The following is a 15446-nucleotide window of genomic DNA, read 5'->3' as shown; positions in this document are numbered from 1 at the left end:
CAACCGATGAGTGAGCACGGCTCGGCCGAGACCGGGTCCCGAGGGGTGCCGGCCGCGTCGCCGGCGGGTCGATGGTTGATCGTCGCCGCGGTCCTTGGTTCGGGCGTCGCCTTCATCGACGGGACCGTCGTCAACGTCGCACTACCGGCCATCGCGCGTGACCTCGACACGGGCTTGCGTGGTCAGCAGTGGGTGCTCGACGGGTATCTGTTGACGCTGAGCTCGCTGTTGCTCATCGGTGGCGTCGCCGGTGACCGGTACGGGCGCCGGCTGGTGTTCGCAGGTGGTCTGGGTGTGTTCGCGGTGGCGACGGTCGCGTGCGGGCTGGCACCGACCGTCGAGCTGCTCGTCGTCGCGCGGATCGTGCAGGGGATCGCCGCGGCCGCCGTGGTCCCCGGAAGTCTGGCGCTGATCAACGCCGAGATCCAGCCGTCCGACCGGGGCGCTGCCGTGGGCTTGTGGGCCGGAATGTCCGGCGCGACCACCGCGCTCGGACCATTCCTCGGCGGCTGGCTCGTCGACGCGGCGTCGTGGCGATGGACGTTCCTGCTGAGCGTGCCGCTCGCCCTGGGCGCGCTGTGGATCGCGGTCCGGCACGTGCCCGAATCGCGGGGCGCGCCGTCCGACGCCCGGCTCGACATCGCGGGCGCGATCGCGATGACCGTCGGTCTCGCCGGCGTGATCTATGCGCTGATCGAGGGGCCGTCGACCGGGTGGAGCGGCGCAACCCTCGCCGCCGGGGTGACCGGTGTCGTGTCGCTCGTGGGTTTCGTGGTGATCGAGTCACGGGTCGCGGCGCCGCTCCTGCCGCTCGGACTGTTCCGCTCGTCGCAGTTCACCGGCGCCAACCTGACGACGCTCCTCGTCTATGCGGCGCTCGGTGGTGCGCTGTTCCTGCTGGCGCTGCAACTGCAGCAGAGTCTCGGCTACTCGGCGTTGGAGGCCGGCGCGGCGATGTTCCCGAGCACGTTCATCATGCTGTTCGGGTCGCCGCTGGTCGGCAGACTCGCGCAGCGCACCGGGCCTCGGCTGCCGATGACGGTCGGCCCGCTCATCGCGGCCGGCGGGTTCGCGCTGATGTCCCGGGTCGAGCCCGGCTCGGGATACGTGGATGCCGTCCTGCCGGGAGTGTTGCTGTTCGGGCTCGGGATGACGGTGACCGTCGCGCCCCTCACCTCGGCGGCACTCGCCGCCGTCGACGACGAACTCGCCGGAACCGCGTCGGGCGTGAACAATGCGGTGGCGCGACTCGCGGGTCTGCTGGCGGTGGCCGTACTGCCGGCCGTGGCCGGGATCGATGCGGGGCACGGGGATCCGCTCGGTGACGGTTTCCGCATGGCGATGTACATCTGCGCGGTGTTCTGTGCGGTCGGCGGGCTCGTCGCGGCGTGCACGATCCGGTCGAGCACCGACGTGCGGCCCCAGGTGCGGGCGGGCATGGACACCGCCTGCCAGGATGCGGCGACCCGGGCGGGTTAGTCGCGACGTTCGCCGGTACCGGCCGCGATGGCCCAGAGCACGAGGACGGGCTGGAAGAACAGTCGCGTCAGTCGCTTCTCGTCGGTGTCGAGGCCGAAGGCGTCGATGTGCTCGACGTACTGGTTGATGTTGCCGGGGAAGATGACGACGAAGAACGCGGCCACGATCCACGACACCACCTTGCGGTGACGGGGCAGCGCGATGAGCGCGGCGCCCAGAGCGATCTCGACCCCGCCGGAAGCCAGCACCACGAAGTCCTTGCTGAACGGCACCCAGTCGGGCACCTGCGCCTGGAATTCTTCGCGCTGGACGGTGAGATGGCCGACGCCGGCGATCGCCAGTACGGCTCCCAGGGCGATCCGCGCAATGGCCCGGCCCAGCGGCTGACGAGTGGTGGTCGGCGTGACGATCGACATGCAGGCTCCTCGATGGGGGTGGGTTCGGTTCTACCGCACTTCGTGGCGGAAGAGGTTTCGGACGGCCGGCATCGGTGACTTCGCGTCGTCGCGGGTCTTGGGGATTTTCTGGCACAGAAGTACCCACCTGTGATTGCATGTTGTGACCCCGGCCACTCCGACCGGGGTTGCTCGTTGCTCGCAGAGGACCGCCCATGACACTCGACACCGCACAGCCGCACCGACTTTCCGTCCCGTGGCTGCACTCGATGTCCGACGTAGTGCGAGGTGCGGCCGGCGTCGTGGTCACCACCGCGGCGTTCCTCGTCGCCGTCGCGGTGTTGGTGATCGCCCAGATCGTCGTGGTCGCCGCCCGGGCCGCGGTCGAACTCACCTGAGGTTCGCGACCGGTCAGGAATCGAGAAGCGTCCGGGCGGCTCGACGTCTTAGCGTCGAAGCATGACGAACATCAACGCACTCACACTCGAAGTCTCCGACATTGCGGCGGCACAGACGTTCTACGACAAGGCTTTCGGACTCGGTGACCGGTTGCGCCTTCGCGCGGGAGATTCACCGACGACGGGCTTCCGCGGCTTCGTGGTCTCGCTCGTCGTCGCCGATCCGACGGTCGCCGACTCCTTCCTCCAACCGGCGATCGACGCCGGCGCCACCGTCCTCAAACCGGCCAAGAAGTCCTTCTGGGGATATGGCGGCGTGGTCCAGGCGCCCGACGGCACGATCTGGAAGGTCGCCACATCGTCGAAGAAGCCGACCGGCGCGCCGGAACGTAAGGTCGACGATCTGGTCCTGCTGCTCGGCGTCGACGACGTCGCGGCCACCAAACAGTTTTACGTGAGCCACGGATTCGCCGTGGCCAAGAGCTTCGGCCGGAAGTACGTGGAGTTCGAGAGCGGACCCGGCTCGATCAAGCTCGCGCTGTACGGACGCAAGGCCGCGGCCAAGGATGCGGGTGTTCCCGCGGGCGGTTCGGGTTCCCATCGGCTGGTGATCGGCGGCGACGCCGTGGAACTGACCGATCCGGACGGGTTCGCGTGGGTGCCCGCGCCCCGTTCGCTCCTGGCATAAATCGCTCGGGAACAAGATTCCTGCCACCTGGGTTGAGTCGGTCAGACTTAACTCTGGAGGTTTCATGTCGAAGACATATTCACTACCGGTTCTCTTCGTCGCCGACGTCGTCCTGCTGCCCGGCATGGTCGTGCCCATCCCGCTCGACGATGCGGCCCAGGCCACGGTCGACGCCGCACGGGCGAGCGAGACCGGAAAACTGCTGGTCGCGCCGCGTCTGGACGACCGGTATCCCACCTATGGTGTGATCGCCTCGATCGTCCAGGTCGGACGCATCCCGGGCGGCGGCCTCGCCGCTGTCGTCAAGGGTGAACAGCGGGCACAGATCGGCACCGGAACACCCGGCCACGGTGCCGCGCTGTGGGTCGAGGTGACCGAGGTCGACGCCGTAGACGCCACCGACGAAGACCGTGAACTCGCCGGCGAGTACAAGAAGCTCGTGCTGGCGATGCTGCAGCGCCGCGAGGCATGGCAGCTCATCGACGCCGTCAACAAGATGTCCGAGCCGTCGGATCTCGCCGACACATCGGGCTATGCGGCGTGGCTGTCCGACGAACAGAAGCGCGAGCTGCTCGAGACGCCGGTGACCGCCGAGCGGTTGCGCCGGCTCATCGAATGGACCGGCGATCACCTGGCCGAGTCCGAGGTGACCGAGAAGATCGCCGAGGACGTCCGGGCGGGCATGGACAAGCAGCAGAAGGAATTCCTGTTGCGTCAGCAGCTCGCCGCGATCCGGAAGGAACTCGGCGAGGACGAGCCCGAAGGAGCCGACGACTACCGCGGCCGCGTCGAAGAGGCCGACCTGCCGGAGAAGGTGCGCGAAGCCGCGCTCCGTGAGGTGGGCAAGCTCGAACGCGCCAGCGACCAGTCGCCGGAGACCGGATGGATCCGCACCTGGCTCGACACCGTGCTCGACCTGCCGTGGAACACCCGCACCGAGGATTCCACCGACGTCAAGGGCGCTCGCGAGATCCTCGACGCCGACCACCACGGCCTCGATGACGTGAAGGACCGCATCGTCGAGTACCTGGCGGTGCGTGCCCGTCGCGCCGAACGCGGCCTGCAGGTCGTCGGCGGACGCGGGTCCGGCGCTGTCATGGTGCTCGCCGGCCCACCCGGCGTCGGCAAGACGTCGCTCGGTGAGAGCGTCGCCCGGGCGCTCGGCCGCAAGTTCGTGCGTGTCGCCCTGGGCGGTGTGCGCGACGAGTCGGAGATCCGTGGTCACCGCCGCACCTACGTCGGCGCGCTGCCCGGCCGGATCGTGCGGGCCATCGGCGAGGCGGGATCGATGAATCCCGTTGTGCTGCTGGACGAGATCGACAAGGTGGGGTCGGACTACCGGGGCGACCCGGCCGCCGCGCTGCTCGAGGTCCTCGACCCCGCGCAGAACCACACCTTCCGGGATCACTACCTCGATCTCGATCTCGACCTGTCCGACGTCCTGTTCCTGGCGACCGCCAATGTCATCGAGAACATCCCGTCGGCCCTGCTCGACCGCATGGAACTCGTCACGCTCGACGGTTACACCGAGGACGACAAGGTCGCCATCGCCCGCGACTACCTGCTGCCCCGGCAGGCCGAGCGTGCGGCCCTGACGCCCGACGAGGTGACCGTCACGGATGCGGCGTTGCGCGAGATCGCGGCCAACTACACCCGTGAACCCGGTGTGCGACAGTTCGAACGGTTGCTGGCCAAGGCGCTCCGCAAAGCGGCGACCAACCTCGCACAGGGGACCGCGACGGCGCCCGTCACCATCGACGAGCCCGAGCTGCGTGACTACCTCGGCCGTCCGCGCTTCACGCCGGAATCGGCGGAGCGCACGGCGGTCCCCGGTGTCGCAACGGGTCTCGCGGTCACGGGAATGGGTGGCGACGTCCTGTTCATCGAGGTGAACGCCACCGAGGGTGAGCCGGGTCTGAAGCTGACCGGCCAGCTCGGAGACGTGATGAAGGAGTCCGCACAGATCGCCCTGTCGTACGTGCGGGCACACGCCGAACAACTCGGCGTCGACCCGAAGGCGCTCGACAAGACCATCCACGTGCACGTTCCGGCCGGAGCGGTGCCGAAGGACGGTCCGAGTGCCGGCGTCACCATGGTCACCGCGCTGGTGTCGATGGCCACGGGACGCCAGGTTCGCAGCGATGTCGGTATGACCGGCGAGGTCACGCTGAACGGGCGCGTCCTGCCGATCGGCGGGGTCAAGCAGAAACTGCTTGCCGCACAACGCAACGGGCTGAAGACCATCTTCATCCCGCAACGCAACGAACCCGACCTCGACGACGTGCCGGCCGAGGTGCTCGACGCCCTCGACGTCCGCCCCATGGCGGACGTGGCGGAGATCGTCGCGCAGGCATTGGAAGCCGCTTCCGACGCGCAGTGGACCGCGGCCTGACGGTGCTCGAACGATGACACCCCGGCGGGTGCGTGGATCGTCCACGCGCCCGCCGTTGTGTTGTCGTCCGTCAGAACGGCGGTGGGTCGTCGTCGTGGTTGGTCGCTCGATGGTGGGCCGCCTCCGACCGGGCATGTCGATTCGCTTCGCGCTGTGCCTGGTTGCGGGCACGTTCTTCTCGCCGCTTCGCGTGTTTCGCGGCGGTTCGTTCGGTGATCGTGCGTGGTTGTCGGCCGTGCCGGTCGGGCACGATGACCCGCGGGTTCGGTGGGGCTTTCGCGGCTTGTTCGAATCGGATGCGACGCAGGTTGGGGAAGAGGTCTTCGAGGGTTTCGGCCTCGCCGGGGATCACGAAACCTTCCGGCGTCACGAATTCGGTGACCAGCCGGCCCTGCTCGTCGCGATACTGCACGTCGGTCCAGTCACCGTGGGTTTTGTGGAGATGCCCGGCACGGCATTTCGCGTTGAGGTTCTCACTCGACGTCGCGCCGCCACGCGCTGGCCGGGCGTGGTCGTACTCGGCGACGTGATCGACATCGGCGGTGAACGCCGACCGCGTGCACCCCGGTTCGGTGCAGTAACCGTCGCGCACCCGCACGAACTCCGCACACGCTGTGGTCGGCCGATACGGATCACCCGGCAACGCACCCGGGAACACGATCACACTGGCGGCGTCCGGCCGTGGTGCGGCGGCGTTCGCGGTCCGCGTGCTCGCATCGTCTGCGGCGACGACCCGGCCGGGTGGTGTGCGTACCGGGGTGACCGGGGCCAGGGTGGCGTCGTGCCGGGCGGCGAGGTCACGCACGTGCTCGTCGCAGATCACCCCGTGTCCGTCGACCCATCCGGGCCCGGACCCACCGGCCAGCGTGTCGGCGTCGGTCACGACGTGGATCACGATCTCGGTGCCCGCCGCCGCGGCGGTCGGGTCAGGAGGTGTTGCGGTGCAGTCGGATTCCCCACACGCGCAGGCGAACACCGATCGGGTGAGCAACGCGCACATGGCATCGGACTTACGTTGACCCAGGGTGCGCCCATCCCGCTCACACACCGATGCGGCAAGCGCGCACCGACGCCTGGCAGGCCCGAACGTTCTCGGCGGCCATGACCGCGGTGATCTCGGCGGTGCCGTCGCCACGGTTCTCGGTCCACACGCCACGGTTGTCCAGCGCTTCGCGGCGCCGTTCGCGGACCGCGTCGGCATCGTGGCCGAAGACCAGACGGTCGATCATGTCGCGCAGACCCGACGTCGACCACGACCCGCCCCGACCACGTAGCAAGTCGGCGATCGATTCATCGAGCACCTCGATGATCCGGCGACTGTCGGGGTCGTCGGGATCGAGATGGTGATCGTCGGACACCAGGTGGGTTCGGGAGATGATCTCCCGGATCTGGTGCGCGGCGATGATCCCGTCGCGCAACGTCTCCAACACCCGCGGTAGCCGATCACGAAGACACAGCGCGTCGTCGACCAGCGCCGCCGCACGGTAGCGGGAGATGCCCGCTTCGCGGGCCACCCGGGCGACGATGTCGCCGAATCCATCAGAGACATAACTGGAACCGGTCGGGGTCAACAATCGGTCGCACAGCACCAGGATCGTCTGATAGCGACACCACGCCAGATACGACTCCCCAGCCCGGACAGCACCCAGGCGTTGCATGTGTGAGACCGTGTCGGCATCCGACGGGCAGGCAGCATCGACCCCGGCGAGGAACTCGCCCGGTAGATCCGTCCACGCCCCCACAGTGCCCCCCAAGACGCTGCAACCCGATCGAATCGACCGGTCCGACTGAATGCTTCCAAGGTAAACCCGACCACCGACAAGAATGCTCCGCCATCCGCTACATGAGTCCGACGGTGCGGGCGGCTTTCTCCGACAACAGGTACAGCGCATAGGCGAAGTACGCCACGATCGCGGCGGGCAGGAGCCACAATGCGGCAACGGCCGCAACGAGACTCGCCGCCCACTGTCGTCCCCACAGCGGTGCGGCGACGAAGATCATCAGCAGTGAGAGCGCGAGCGAGACCGCCGGTGACGACGTCGGCCACGGCCAGCCGAAGAGCAGTGCCCCAGTCGAACCGACAGCCGCCGAGATGCCGACAACGCTCAGCAGCAGCCAGACGATCACACTGAGGCGTCGCCATCCGCCGGCGACCCACCGCGTGCGGAGCGCCACCGCCGACCACATGATCCACCGTTTGAGCCACGGAACGCCCGACGTTCGCATCATCTCGCGGAAGAAGCGATCGGACAGCGTGTCGCTTCCGAGTGCGCCGGAGTTGACGGTGCCCGTGATGAGTTCATCGTGGATGAGTGCGGCGAGTGAGTGTCTGCCATAAGGGTTTTCGAACCAGCGCAGAAACCGGGGGATCGAGGCGAGGTCGGTCGGGTTGTCGTCGCGGGGGACGAACGTGCGGGCTGTGTCGACGGCTCGTCGTGCCTGCGGCTCAGTTGTGCCCCGATCGATCAGCTGTCCGACGAGGTACTCCTCGACAGCGGGATCGTCGAACCGGAATGCGTTGCGCACGAGAAACTGTCGTTCATCGGTCTGCGCGATCTCGACCTCTCCGCGCCCGGTCGGATCGTCGACGACGAAGCCCGATTCGGGTGCCACCCGCCATGACACCCATCGCTCGTCGCCCGATGTGTGCTCGGCCATCACCACCTCCGCGTCGAAGGGATGTATCGACGGTAGCGCTGATGTTCAGCGGGAGGGTGCGGAATGCCCGGCTCACCCGGTGGTGCGGTCGAGCAGCACCTCCACCAACTCCCGTCCGGTCTCGATCACCAGCCTCACATCCGTATGACGTTGTGCCCGGAATCCGGTCACAACGTCATACGCGTATCGAGGGCCTCCGCCGCTTGGCAACAGCACCGAGAAGGGGCGACGATACGCTGTCCCGCATGTTCTCTCGACAGCGAGCCGCCATGGCCGCAGCCACCATGCTCGCGGGGATAGTGGTGCTCGGGCTCGCTTCGTGCGGGCTGATCGGGGAGAACGGGGCTGCGACCGACGACCCGGTCGTCGAATACGGCCTGGACGGAACCGGCGTGGCGCCATGGTCGTCGCGTGCCCCGGCGACCGGGACATCTTCCGCGGCGACTCCACCGAGAGGCCCCGCCATCGGGCAACCGGGCGTACATTGCGGTTGGGTGTCCGCAACTGCCGACGAACTGCCAGTTGTTGTCCTGAGCGGACAGGTCGACTGCGTGGAGGCAATGACGGTGACTCAGAGGTACTTTGACTCGATATCCCGGGCGCATGGACAAGACCTGGCCCTGACCGTGAATGGCTGGTCGTGCCTGCGCGCGACCGTCCCAGGGTGGTCGTACGCCGATTCCTACTACATGTGTGCCGCCACCGCGAACGTGGGCACAGTACGGATTGGCTGGTGAGACGCGGTGTCGGCGGCAACCTGAGCGTGCGGAGCTGACGCGTTGCCCTGGCTGTGTACCGCCGCGATCGCGAGGCCGTACGCGGCAGCCGCCGACCTCGGCCCGTGCCGGCATCGCGGCGCAGGCGTGGGATGGTCTCGCCTCGCGCACAGAATGATTGACTGATGCCCATGGCAGATCGTGGTCGTCGCGAGGCTCTGGTGTTGTTCGCCATGCTGGCGACCGCGGTTCTGGTGTTCGGGGTCGTGACGGTGCTGAACGGCAGGGAAGAGACCGAACATCCCGCCCAGGTCCGGACCCTGGAACCGTTGCCCACCCAGCCCGGTGTTCGATGGAAGGTGGATGCGGCGTCGCTGTTCGGCAGCGAGTTCCGCGATGCGTATGTGCGTGTGACTGCAGCCGGCGAAGACGCTGTGATCGTCGTCGCCACCCCGATCGCGTTGGGCAAGAGAAGAGCTCTTCTGGCACTGGACCCCGACACCGGGCAGCCGCTGTGGAACACGCCGAGGACCGGATGGGACAGCGAATGTTCGATCAGTCGCGACGGACGGCCGGCCTGCACTCGGCAAGTCCGCGACGGGGATGCGGTCGCCACCAGGGTGTCTTTCATCGACCCGCGCACCGGTGAGGACGACACCACCGCGACCATCCGAGCCCCTGGCTGGTCGACCATCAAGCGTGCCGGTGACGGCTTCCTCGTGGAGACGGACGGAACCGAGAACATCGCCATCCCAGGGGAGATCTCCGAAAGCGAGGCACAGCATCTCGAACTTCGTTGGGAGCGAGTGACAGACCCTCCTGACCGGCAGAAGACAATCACCATGTTCGACTCGCGCGGCCGTGAGAGCTGGTCGGTCAAACCGCCCGTCAATCACGGAGAATCGGTCGTTTCCGACGCCGGCAACCTGTTCGCCGTGAATGACCGATCGCACGGCGGTTTCACTGTCTACCGGTTGGACACCGGGAAGGCTGTGTACTCCGCGCTGCGTCGCACCGACGATGAGTCCGACCCGATCCCGGACAGCATGGTCCTGCACCCGTTCGGGTTCGCGACGAGCTCGGGCTCACTCACAGCGGATTCCCGCGTCGAGTTCTTCGACGCCAGTGGTGCGAGAACCGGCGAACTGTCGGGCTGGCGCGTCGCTCGCGGGAGCCTCGATCCGGTCATGTTGGTCGACGGCGACGAACTCGCCCTGTCGTCAGGGGCCGCGGTCGGGATCGGGTCGATTGCAGATCAGACCGTGCGTTGGGAAACCGACAGGTCGCGGTCCTCGCTGCAACTTCTCGATGAGAGATACGCGGTGGCCCCAGTGGACAGCGACTTCGGAGTTGGTGCTCCGCAGGAGAACGAGACGTGGACGGTGTTGGATGCACAGACCGGTGATCGACGAGGCCAAGCGTCCATCGGGTCCAGGCAGGACCTCTTCGGCTTCGACGGAACCAGAATGCTCTTCCTGGGCGAGACGGAATCCGATCACCAGCCAGACCTGTCGAAATTGAGTGCATATGACGTCGAGACAGGCGAGCAGGTCTGGGGATTGACAGCGCCTACCGCCACCGCCTTCTGGCAGTCGCTGGGGCCGTACCTGTTTCTCGTCGACAACAGCGCCGACGCCTCTCCCAGTTCGATCGCTCGGTATTCCTCATGAGCCGTCATCGCCCGACCTGCGGATGACGAGCTTGAGCCATACCTGCTCAACTTTTTTCGACGACCCGGGAACAATCCGCCGACGAGGCCCGTTACACACTTCGAGAAACCTGAGCGATGTGGACTCAAGTAGGTTTGACTCGGACCCGCTTTTTCAGTAGGACATGAGTCGGACGCACTGAAGTCCGGTCCCGCAGAGTTTCGCCACGACATCCCCGCGGTCGCGAGACCTCGGGACAAGGACTCGGGTGCACACCCACAAACTAGGAGGAAGCCAAACATGTCTCGTGCTGTTGGAATCGACCTCGGTACCACCAACTCGGTGGTCGCCGTGCTCGAAGGCGGCGAGGCCGCCGTCATCGCCAACGCCGAAGGCGCGCGGACCACACCGTCGGTGGTCGCGTTCGCGCGTAACGGCGAGGTGCTGGTCGGTCAGCCCGCGAAGAATCAGGCGGTCACCAACGTCGACCGCACCATCCGCTCCGTCAAGCGCCACATGGGCGAAGGCGACTGGACCGTCGAGATCGACGACAAGAAGTACACCCCGCAGGAGATCAGCGCGCGCACGCTCATGAAGCTCAAGCGCGACGCCGAGTCGTACCTGGGTGAGGACGTCACCGACGCCGTCATCACGGTGCCCGCGTACTTCAACGACTCCCAGCGTCAGGCCACCAAGGAAGCCGGCCAGATCGCCGGCCTCAACGTGCTCCGCATCGTCAACGAGCCGACCGCGGCCGCCCTGGCCTACGGCCTCGACAAGGGCGAGAAGGAACAGACCATCCTGGTCTTCGACCTCGGTGGCGGTACCTTCGACGTCTCGCTGCTCGAGATCGGCGACGGCGTCGTCGAGGTCCGCGCGACCTCCGGTGACAACCACCTCGGTGGTGACGACTGGGATCAGCGCGTCGTCGACTGGCTCGTGGAGAAGTTCAAGAGCCAGAACGGCATCGACCTGACCAAGGACAAGATGGCCCTGCAGCGTCTGCGTGAGGCCGCCGAGAAGGCCAAGATCGAGCTCTCGAGCTCGCAGAGCACCTCGATCAACCTGCCCTACATCACCGTCGACGCCGACAAGAACCCGCTGTTCCTCGACGAGCAGCTCTCGCGCAGCGAGTTCCAGAAGATCACCTCTGATCTGCTGGAGCGCACCCGCGCACCGTTCCAGGCCGTCATCAAGGATGCGGGCATCTCCGTCGGCGACATCGACCATGTCGTGCTCGTCGGTGGTTCGACCCGTATGCCCGCCGTCACCGACCTGGTGAAGGAACTGACCGGTGGCCGCGAGCCCAACAAGGGCGTCAACCCGGACGAGGTCGTCGCCGTCGGCGCCGCACTGCAGGCCGGTGTGCTCCGCGGTGAGGTCAAGGACGTGCTGCTGCTCGACGTCACCCCGCTCTCCCTCGGCATCGAGACCAAGGGCGGCGTGATGCACAAGCTGATCGAGCGCAACACCACGATCCCGACCAAGCGGTCGGAGACCTACACCACGGCCGAGGACAACCAGCCGTCGGTGCAGATCCAGGTCTATCAGGGTGAGCGCGAGATCGCCTCGCACAACAAGCTGCTGGGCAGCTTCGAGCTCGGCGGCATCGCCCCGGCACCGCAGGGTGTCCCGCAGATCGAGGTGACCTTCGACATCGACGCCAACGGCATCGTGCACGTCACCGCGAAGGACAAGGGCACCGGCAAGGAGAACTCCATCCGCATCCAGGACGGTTCCGGCCTGAGCAAGGACGAGATCGACCGCATGATCAAGGACGCGGAGGCCCACGCCGACGAGGACCGCAAGCGCCGCGAGGAGGCCGAGACCCGCAACCAGGCGGAGTCGCTCGTCCACCAGACCGAGAAGTTCCTCAAGGAGAACGAGGACAAGGTCCCGGCGGAGGTCAAGGAGAAGGTCGAGGCAGCCGTCTCCAACGCGCAGGAAGCGTTGAAGGGCACCGACACCGCCGCGATCAAGACCGCGATCGAGAAGCTGTCGGAGGAGTCGCAGGCCCTCGGCCAGGCGATCTACGCCAACGCCGCGGCAGAGTCCCCCAACGGTGAGGCTGCCGGCGCCGACAGCGATCCCGACGTCGTCGACGCCGAGGTCGTCGACGACGCTGACACCAAGGAGAACAAGTGACCGCAGGATCCCATTCGACGAATGGGTCCGGCGAGGAGCCGGTGACGGTGACCGACCGTCGTCGCATCGACCCGGAAACGGGTGAGGTGCGCGACGAGCCGGCCGCCGGACCCGGCCCGGCCGACGCCGGACCGGTCGTCGACGAGTCACAGGTCGGCGAGGAGCAGGCCGACGCCGCACCCGACGAACCGGATGCACGCGTCGCCGAACTGACGGCCGACCTCCAGCGTGAACGCGCCCAGTTCGCCAACTTCCGACGGCGTGCCGCCGAGGAGAAGCAGGGCTCGGTCGCCTACGGCAAGCAGATCCTGATCGACAAGCTGCTGCCGGTCATCGACGACCTCGACCGTGCCCGCGAGCACGGCGATCTCGACAGCGGGCCGCTGCGTTCGGTCGCCGACAAGCTGGCCGGTGTGCTGGCCGCCGAAGGTCTCGTGGCCTTCGGTGCGTCGGGTGACGAGTTCGATCCCGAACTCCACGAAGCCGTGCAGCACGACGGCACCGGAGCACATCCGGTGATCGGATCGGTGTACCGATGCGGCTACCGCCTGGGCGAGAAGGTGATCCGCACCGCGATGGTGACGGTCACCGATCCCGCTCCCGCGGGTGACCAGACCGGTGCACAATAGAGCGAACACCGATCCCTGAGGTGCGAGGAGCGCAGACCGCGAACCTCGCACCTCAGGTTCTTCGCAAGACATTCATCCAGACAACAGAACTCAAAGGAGGTGACGTCTGGTGGCACCACAACGTGAGTGGTTAGAACACGACTTCTACAAGGACCTGGGCGTTGCTTCTGACGCTTCGGCTGAAGAGATCAAGAAGGCCTATCGCAAGCTCGCGCGCGAGCTGCATCCGGATGCCAATCCGGGTGACACCGCGGCCGAGGAGCGCTTCAAGCGGGTGTCCGAAGCCCACAGCGTGCTCGGCGACTCCGAGAAGCGCAAGGAATACGACGAGACACGCGCCATGTTCGCCGGCGGACGATTCCGCGGCGGCGGCAACGGCTTCCCGGGCGGATTCCCCGGCGGCGGAACCACCTACACCACCGGCGGTAACGACTTCGACCTCGGCGATCTGTTCGGCGGGGCGCAGACCGGCGGCGGCGGCGGGGGCGGTTTCGGCGACATCTTCGACGGACTGTTCAACCGCGGCGGCGGAACGCAACGTACTTCGACGGCGAGCCGTCCGCGTCGCGGCAAAGACCTCGAGACCGAGACGACGCTCTCGTTCTCCGATGCCGCGCTCGGCACGACCGTCCCCCTGCGGGTGACCAGCCCGTCCCCCTGCACCACCTGCCACGGTTCGGGCGCCAAGCCCGGAACGAGTCCGCGTGTGTGCGCGAACTGCAACGGTTCGGGCTTCGTGAGCCGCAACCAGGGCGCGTTCGGTTTCAGTGAGCCCTGCCAGGACTGCCAGGGCACCGGTTCGCGGATCGACGATCCGTGCACCGACTGCGACGGAAGCGGCGTGAAGGTCCGCGCACGCACCATCAACGTGCGGATTCCTGCCGGCGTCGAGGACGGACAACGCATCCGGCTCGCCGGACAGGGCGAGGCCGGGCGGCGTGGGGCCCCATCGGGTGACCTGTACGTCGTCGTGCACGTGACCCCGCACAAGCAGTTCACCCGCAGCGGCAACGACCTTCGGGTGCAGTTGCCGGTTCGGATCTCCGAACTCGTTCTCGGAGCGACTGTCTCGGTCCCGACGCTCGAGGGCTCGGTCGGGGTGAAGATCCCGCCGAACACCACCGACGGCCGCACCCTGCGGGTGCGTGGTCGCGGTGTGCCCAAGCGGTCCGGCGGTGCGGGCGACCTGCTCGTCACCGTGAAGGTCGCGGTGCCGAACAAACTCGACGAGGCCGCGGTCGAGGCGATGCGCGCCTACGATCAGGCCGAGCGGGCAAGCGGTTTCGACCCGCGGGCGGACTGGGGGCGATGAGTGATGGCCGGTCAGAAGAACTTCGACGCCGACGGCGCGACCTTTCTGATCTCGGTCGCCGCCGAACTCGCCGGCATGCACGCGCAGACCCTGCGGACCTATGACCGTCTGGGGCTGGTCACCCCGCAGCGGACGAGTGGCGGCGGGCGCCGCTACTCGTCCCGAGACGTCGAACTCCTGCGGGAGATCCAGCGTCTCTCGCAGGAGGAGGGCGTCAACCTCGCGGGCATCAAGCGCATCATCGACCTGAGCAATCAGGTGGAGGCTCTCCAGCACCGCGTTCGCGAGCTCACTGACGAGGTGCAGGCGTCGCGGACCCGCCGCGGTGGCGAACTCGTCCCGGTGCCGCGCACCAACGCCCTGGTCGTATGGCAGCCGCGACGTAAGCGCACCACCGACTGACTCATCACACCCCTCGCCGGGCCCGACATCCGATCGGGTCCGGCGTCGTGGCGCCCGGGCGCAGTTTTCGACGCGAGCCGGTCGACGTGCGTAACGTTGACCGCATGGCTTCTGAACCCGTCACCACCGTCGACTCCGGTCCCCACAAGGTCTCGCGTCGGGTGGTGGTGAACGCCCCGGCCGCCGATGTGTTCGCGCTCGTGTCGAACCCCCATCGCCATCCCGAACTCGACGGCTCCGGCACGGTGCGCGACACCCCCGTCAGCGGGCCCGAGACATTGACCCGCGGCGCGCGTTTCAGCGTCGGGATGAAGCAGTTCGGTGTGCCGTACAAGATCACCTCGACCGTCACCGACTTCGAACCCGACCGGGTCGTCGAGTGGCAGCATCCGATGGGCCACCGCTGGCGGTGGGAGCTCGAATCGACCTCGCCGACCACCACCGCCGTCACCGAGACGTTCGACTACTCGACACTCCGGGTGCCGAAGGTCATGGAACTCCTCGGCTACGACAAGAAGAACGGCAAGGGGATCGAGGGCACACTCCGGGCGCTGGCGGCCCGGTTCGCCTGAACCCCGGCCGC

13 protein-coding genes and 1 pseudogene are annotated in these 15446 nt (G+C 67.3%); 11 read left to right on the top strand and 3 right to left on the bottom strand.

The window, feature by feature from the left end; translation table 11 throughout:
* The first annotated feature begins 6 nt into the window (after positions 1–6).
* Positions 7–1479, top strand: a complete 1473-nt coding sequence (locus KTR9_RS22195; protein WP_014928228.1) for a DHA2 family efflux MFS transporter permease subunit — start codon at positions 7–9, stop codon at positions 1477–1479.
* Here KTR9_RS22195 and KTR9_RS22190 read toward each other — a convergent pair.
* On the bottom strand, positions 1476–1895 hold the full coding sequence (locus KTR9_RS22190; RefSeq protein ID WP_010843692.1) for a DoxX family protein: 420 nt from the start codon (positions 1893–1895) through the stop codon (positions 1476–1478). The two genes, KTR9_RS22195 and KTR9_RS22190, sit on opposite strands and share 4 nt — an antisense overlap.
* 194 nt (positions 1896–2089) lie before the next feature.
* On the opposite strand from KTR9_RS22190, the gene KTR9_RS22185 reads away from it, so the two are divergent.
* The 3 genes from KTR9_RS22185 (at position 2090) to lon (ending at position 5352) form a co-directional block, all read left to right on the top strand.
* Positions 2090–2272 (top strand): hypothetical protein, encoded by a 183-nt coding sequence (locus tag KTR9_RS22185; protein ID WP_044507281.1) that lies wholly within the window; start codon positions 2090–2092, stop codon positions 2270–2272.
* A gap of 61 nt (positions 2273–2333) precedes the next feature.
* Positions 2334–2960 carry a glyoxalase gene (locus tag KTR9_RS22180; RefSeq protein WP_014928227.1) on the top strand — a complete coding sequence of 209 codons (627 nt, stop codon included), beginning with the start codon at positions 2334–2336 and terminating at the stop codon, positions 2958–2960.
* Positions 2961–3024: 64 nt separating this feature from the next.
* Positions 3025–5352, top strand: a complete 2328-nt coding sequence (lon, locus tag KTR9_RS22175) for an endopeptidase La (RefSeq protein WP_014928226.1) — start codon at positions 3025–3027, stop codon at positions 5350–5352.
* 70 nt (positions 5353–5422) lie between these two features.
* Here the strand turns inward: lon and KTR9_RS22170 are convergent.
* Both KTR9_RS22170 and KTR9_RS22165 read right to left on the bottom strand, forming a co-directional pair.
* Positions 5423–7094: pseudogene (locus KTR9_RS22170) on the bottom strand (DUF222 domain-containing protein).
* A gap of 97 nt (positions 7095–7191) precedes the next feature.
* On the bottom strand, positions 7192–8010 hold the full coding sequence (locus KTR9_RS22165) for a DUF1353 domain-containing protein (protein WP_014928222.1): 819 nt from the start codon (positions 8008–8010) through the stop codon (positions 7192–7194).
* A 269-nt stretch (positions 8011–8279) separates the two neighbouring features.
* Here KTR9_RS22165 and KTR9_RS27640 point away from each other — a divergent pair, with 269 nt between their 5' ends.
* The 7 genes from KTR9_RS27640 (at position 8280) to KTR9_RS22130 (ending at position 15435) form a co-directional block, all read left to right on the top strand.
* A complete protein-coding gene (locus tag KTR9_RS27640) occupies positions 8280–8747 on the top strand; it encodes a hypothetical protein (protein ID WP_049942612.1) in 468 nt (155 codons plus the stop codon).
* A 170-nt stretch (positions 8748–8917) separates the two neighbouring features.
* Positions 8918–10396 (top strand): PQQ-binding-like beta-propeller repeat protein, encoded by a 1479-nt coding sequence (locus tag KTR9_RS22155; RefSeq protein WP_238553974.1) that lies wholly within the window; start codon positions 8918–8920, stop codon positions 10394–10396.
* 279 nt (positions 10397–10675) lie between these two features.
* Positions 10676–12520, top strand: a complete 1845-nt coding sequence (dnaK, locus tag KTR9_RS22150) for a molecular chaperone DnaK (RefSeq protein ID WP_010842653.1) — start codon at positions 10676–10678, stop codon at positions 12518–12520.
* Positions 12517–13149 carry a nucleotide exchange factor GrpE gene (gene grpE / locus KTR9_RS22145; protein WP_010842654.1) on the top strand — a complete coding sequence of 211 codons (633 nt, stop codon included), beginning with the start codon at positions 12517–12519 and terminating at the stop codon, positions 13147–13149. Before dnaK ends, grpE begins: the two co-directional genes overlap by 4 nt.
* A 109-nt stretch (positions 13150–13258) precedes the next feature.
* Positions 13259–14461: a molecular chaperone DnaJ gene (gene dnaJ, locus KTR9_RS22140; protein WP_014928219.1), complete on the top strand. Its 1203-nt coding sequence runs from the start codon at positions 13259–13261 to the stop codon at positions 14459–14461.
* A gap of 3 nt (positions 14462–14464) precedes the next feature.
* Positions 14465–14863, top strand: coding sequence for a heat shock protein transcriptional repressor HspR (locus KTR9_RS22135; RefSeq protein ID WP_010842656.1), 399 nt, complete (start codon positions 14465–14467; stop codon positions 14861–14863).
* A gap of 104 nt (positions 14864–14967) precedes the next feature.
* Positions 14968–15435 carry an SRPBCC family protein gene (locus tag KTR9_RS22130; RefSeq protein WP_044507277.1) on the top strand — a complete coding sequence of 156 codons (468 nt, stop codon included), beginning with the start codon at positions 14968–14970 and terminating at the stop codon, positions 15433–15435.
* Positions 15436–15446 lie beyond the last annotated feature (11 nt).

It is taken from the genome of Gordonia sp. KTR9 (assembly GCF_000143885.2).
GTDB lineage: Bacteria > Actinomycetota > Actinomycetes > Mycobacteriales > Mycobacteriaceae > Gordonia.
The sequence above is the reverse complement of the archived record's forward strand: the minus strand, read 5'-3'. Positions and strand labels throughout refer to the sequence as shown.

Coding starts and splice junctions, on each gene's coding strand:
- KTR9_RS22195 (WP_014928228.1), top strand. CDS start 7: ATGAGTGAGCACGGCTCGGCCGAGACCGGGTCCCGAGGGGTGCCGGCC.
- KTR9_RS22190 (WP_010843692.1), bottom strand. CDS start 1,895: ATGTCGATCGTCACGCCGACCACCACTCGTCAGCCGCTGGGCCGGGCC.
- KTR9_RS22185 (WP_044507281.1), top strand. CDS start 2,090: ATGACACTCGACACCGCACAGCCGCACCGACTTTCCGTCCCGTGGCTG.
- KTR9_RS22180 (WP_014928227.1), top strand. CDS start 2,334: ATGACGAACATCAACGCACTCACACTCGAAGTCTCCGACATTGCGGCG.
- lon (WP_014928226.1), top strand. CDS start 3,025: ATGTCGAAGACATATTCACTACCGGTTCTCTTCGTCGCCGACGTCGTC.
- KTR9_RS22165 (WP_014928222.1), bottom strand. CDS start 8,010: ATGGCCGAGCACACATCGGGCGACGAGCGATGGGTGTCATGGCGGGTG.
- KTR9_RS27640 (WP_049942612.1), top strand. CDS start 8,280: ATGGCCGCAGCCACCATGCTCGCGGGGATAGTGGTGCTCGGGCTCGCT.
- KTR9_RS22155 (WP_238553974.1), top strand. CDS start 8,918: ATGGCAGATCGTGGTCGTCGCGAGGCTCTGGTGTTGTTCGCCATGCTG.
- dnaK (WP_010842653.1), top strand. CDS start 10,676: ATGTCTCGTGCTGTTGGAATCGACCTCGGTACCACCAACTCGGTGGTC.
- KTR9_RS22135 (WP_010842656.1), top strand. CDS start 14,465: ATGGCCGGTCAGAAGAACTTCGACGCCGACGGCGCGACCTTTCTGATC.
- KTR9_RS22130 (WP_044507277.1), top strand. CDS start 14,968: ATGGCTTCTGAACCCGTCACCACCGTCGACTCCGGTCCCCACAAGGTC.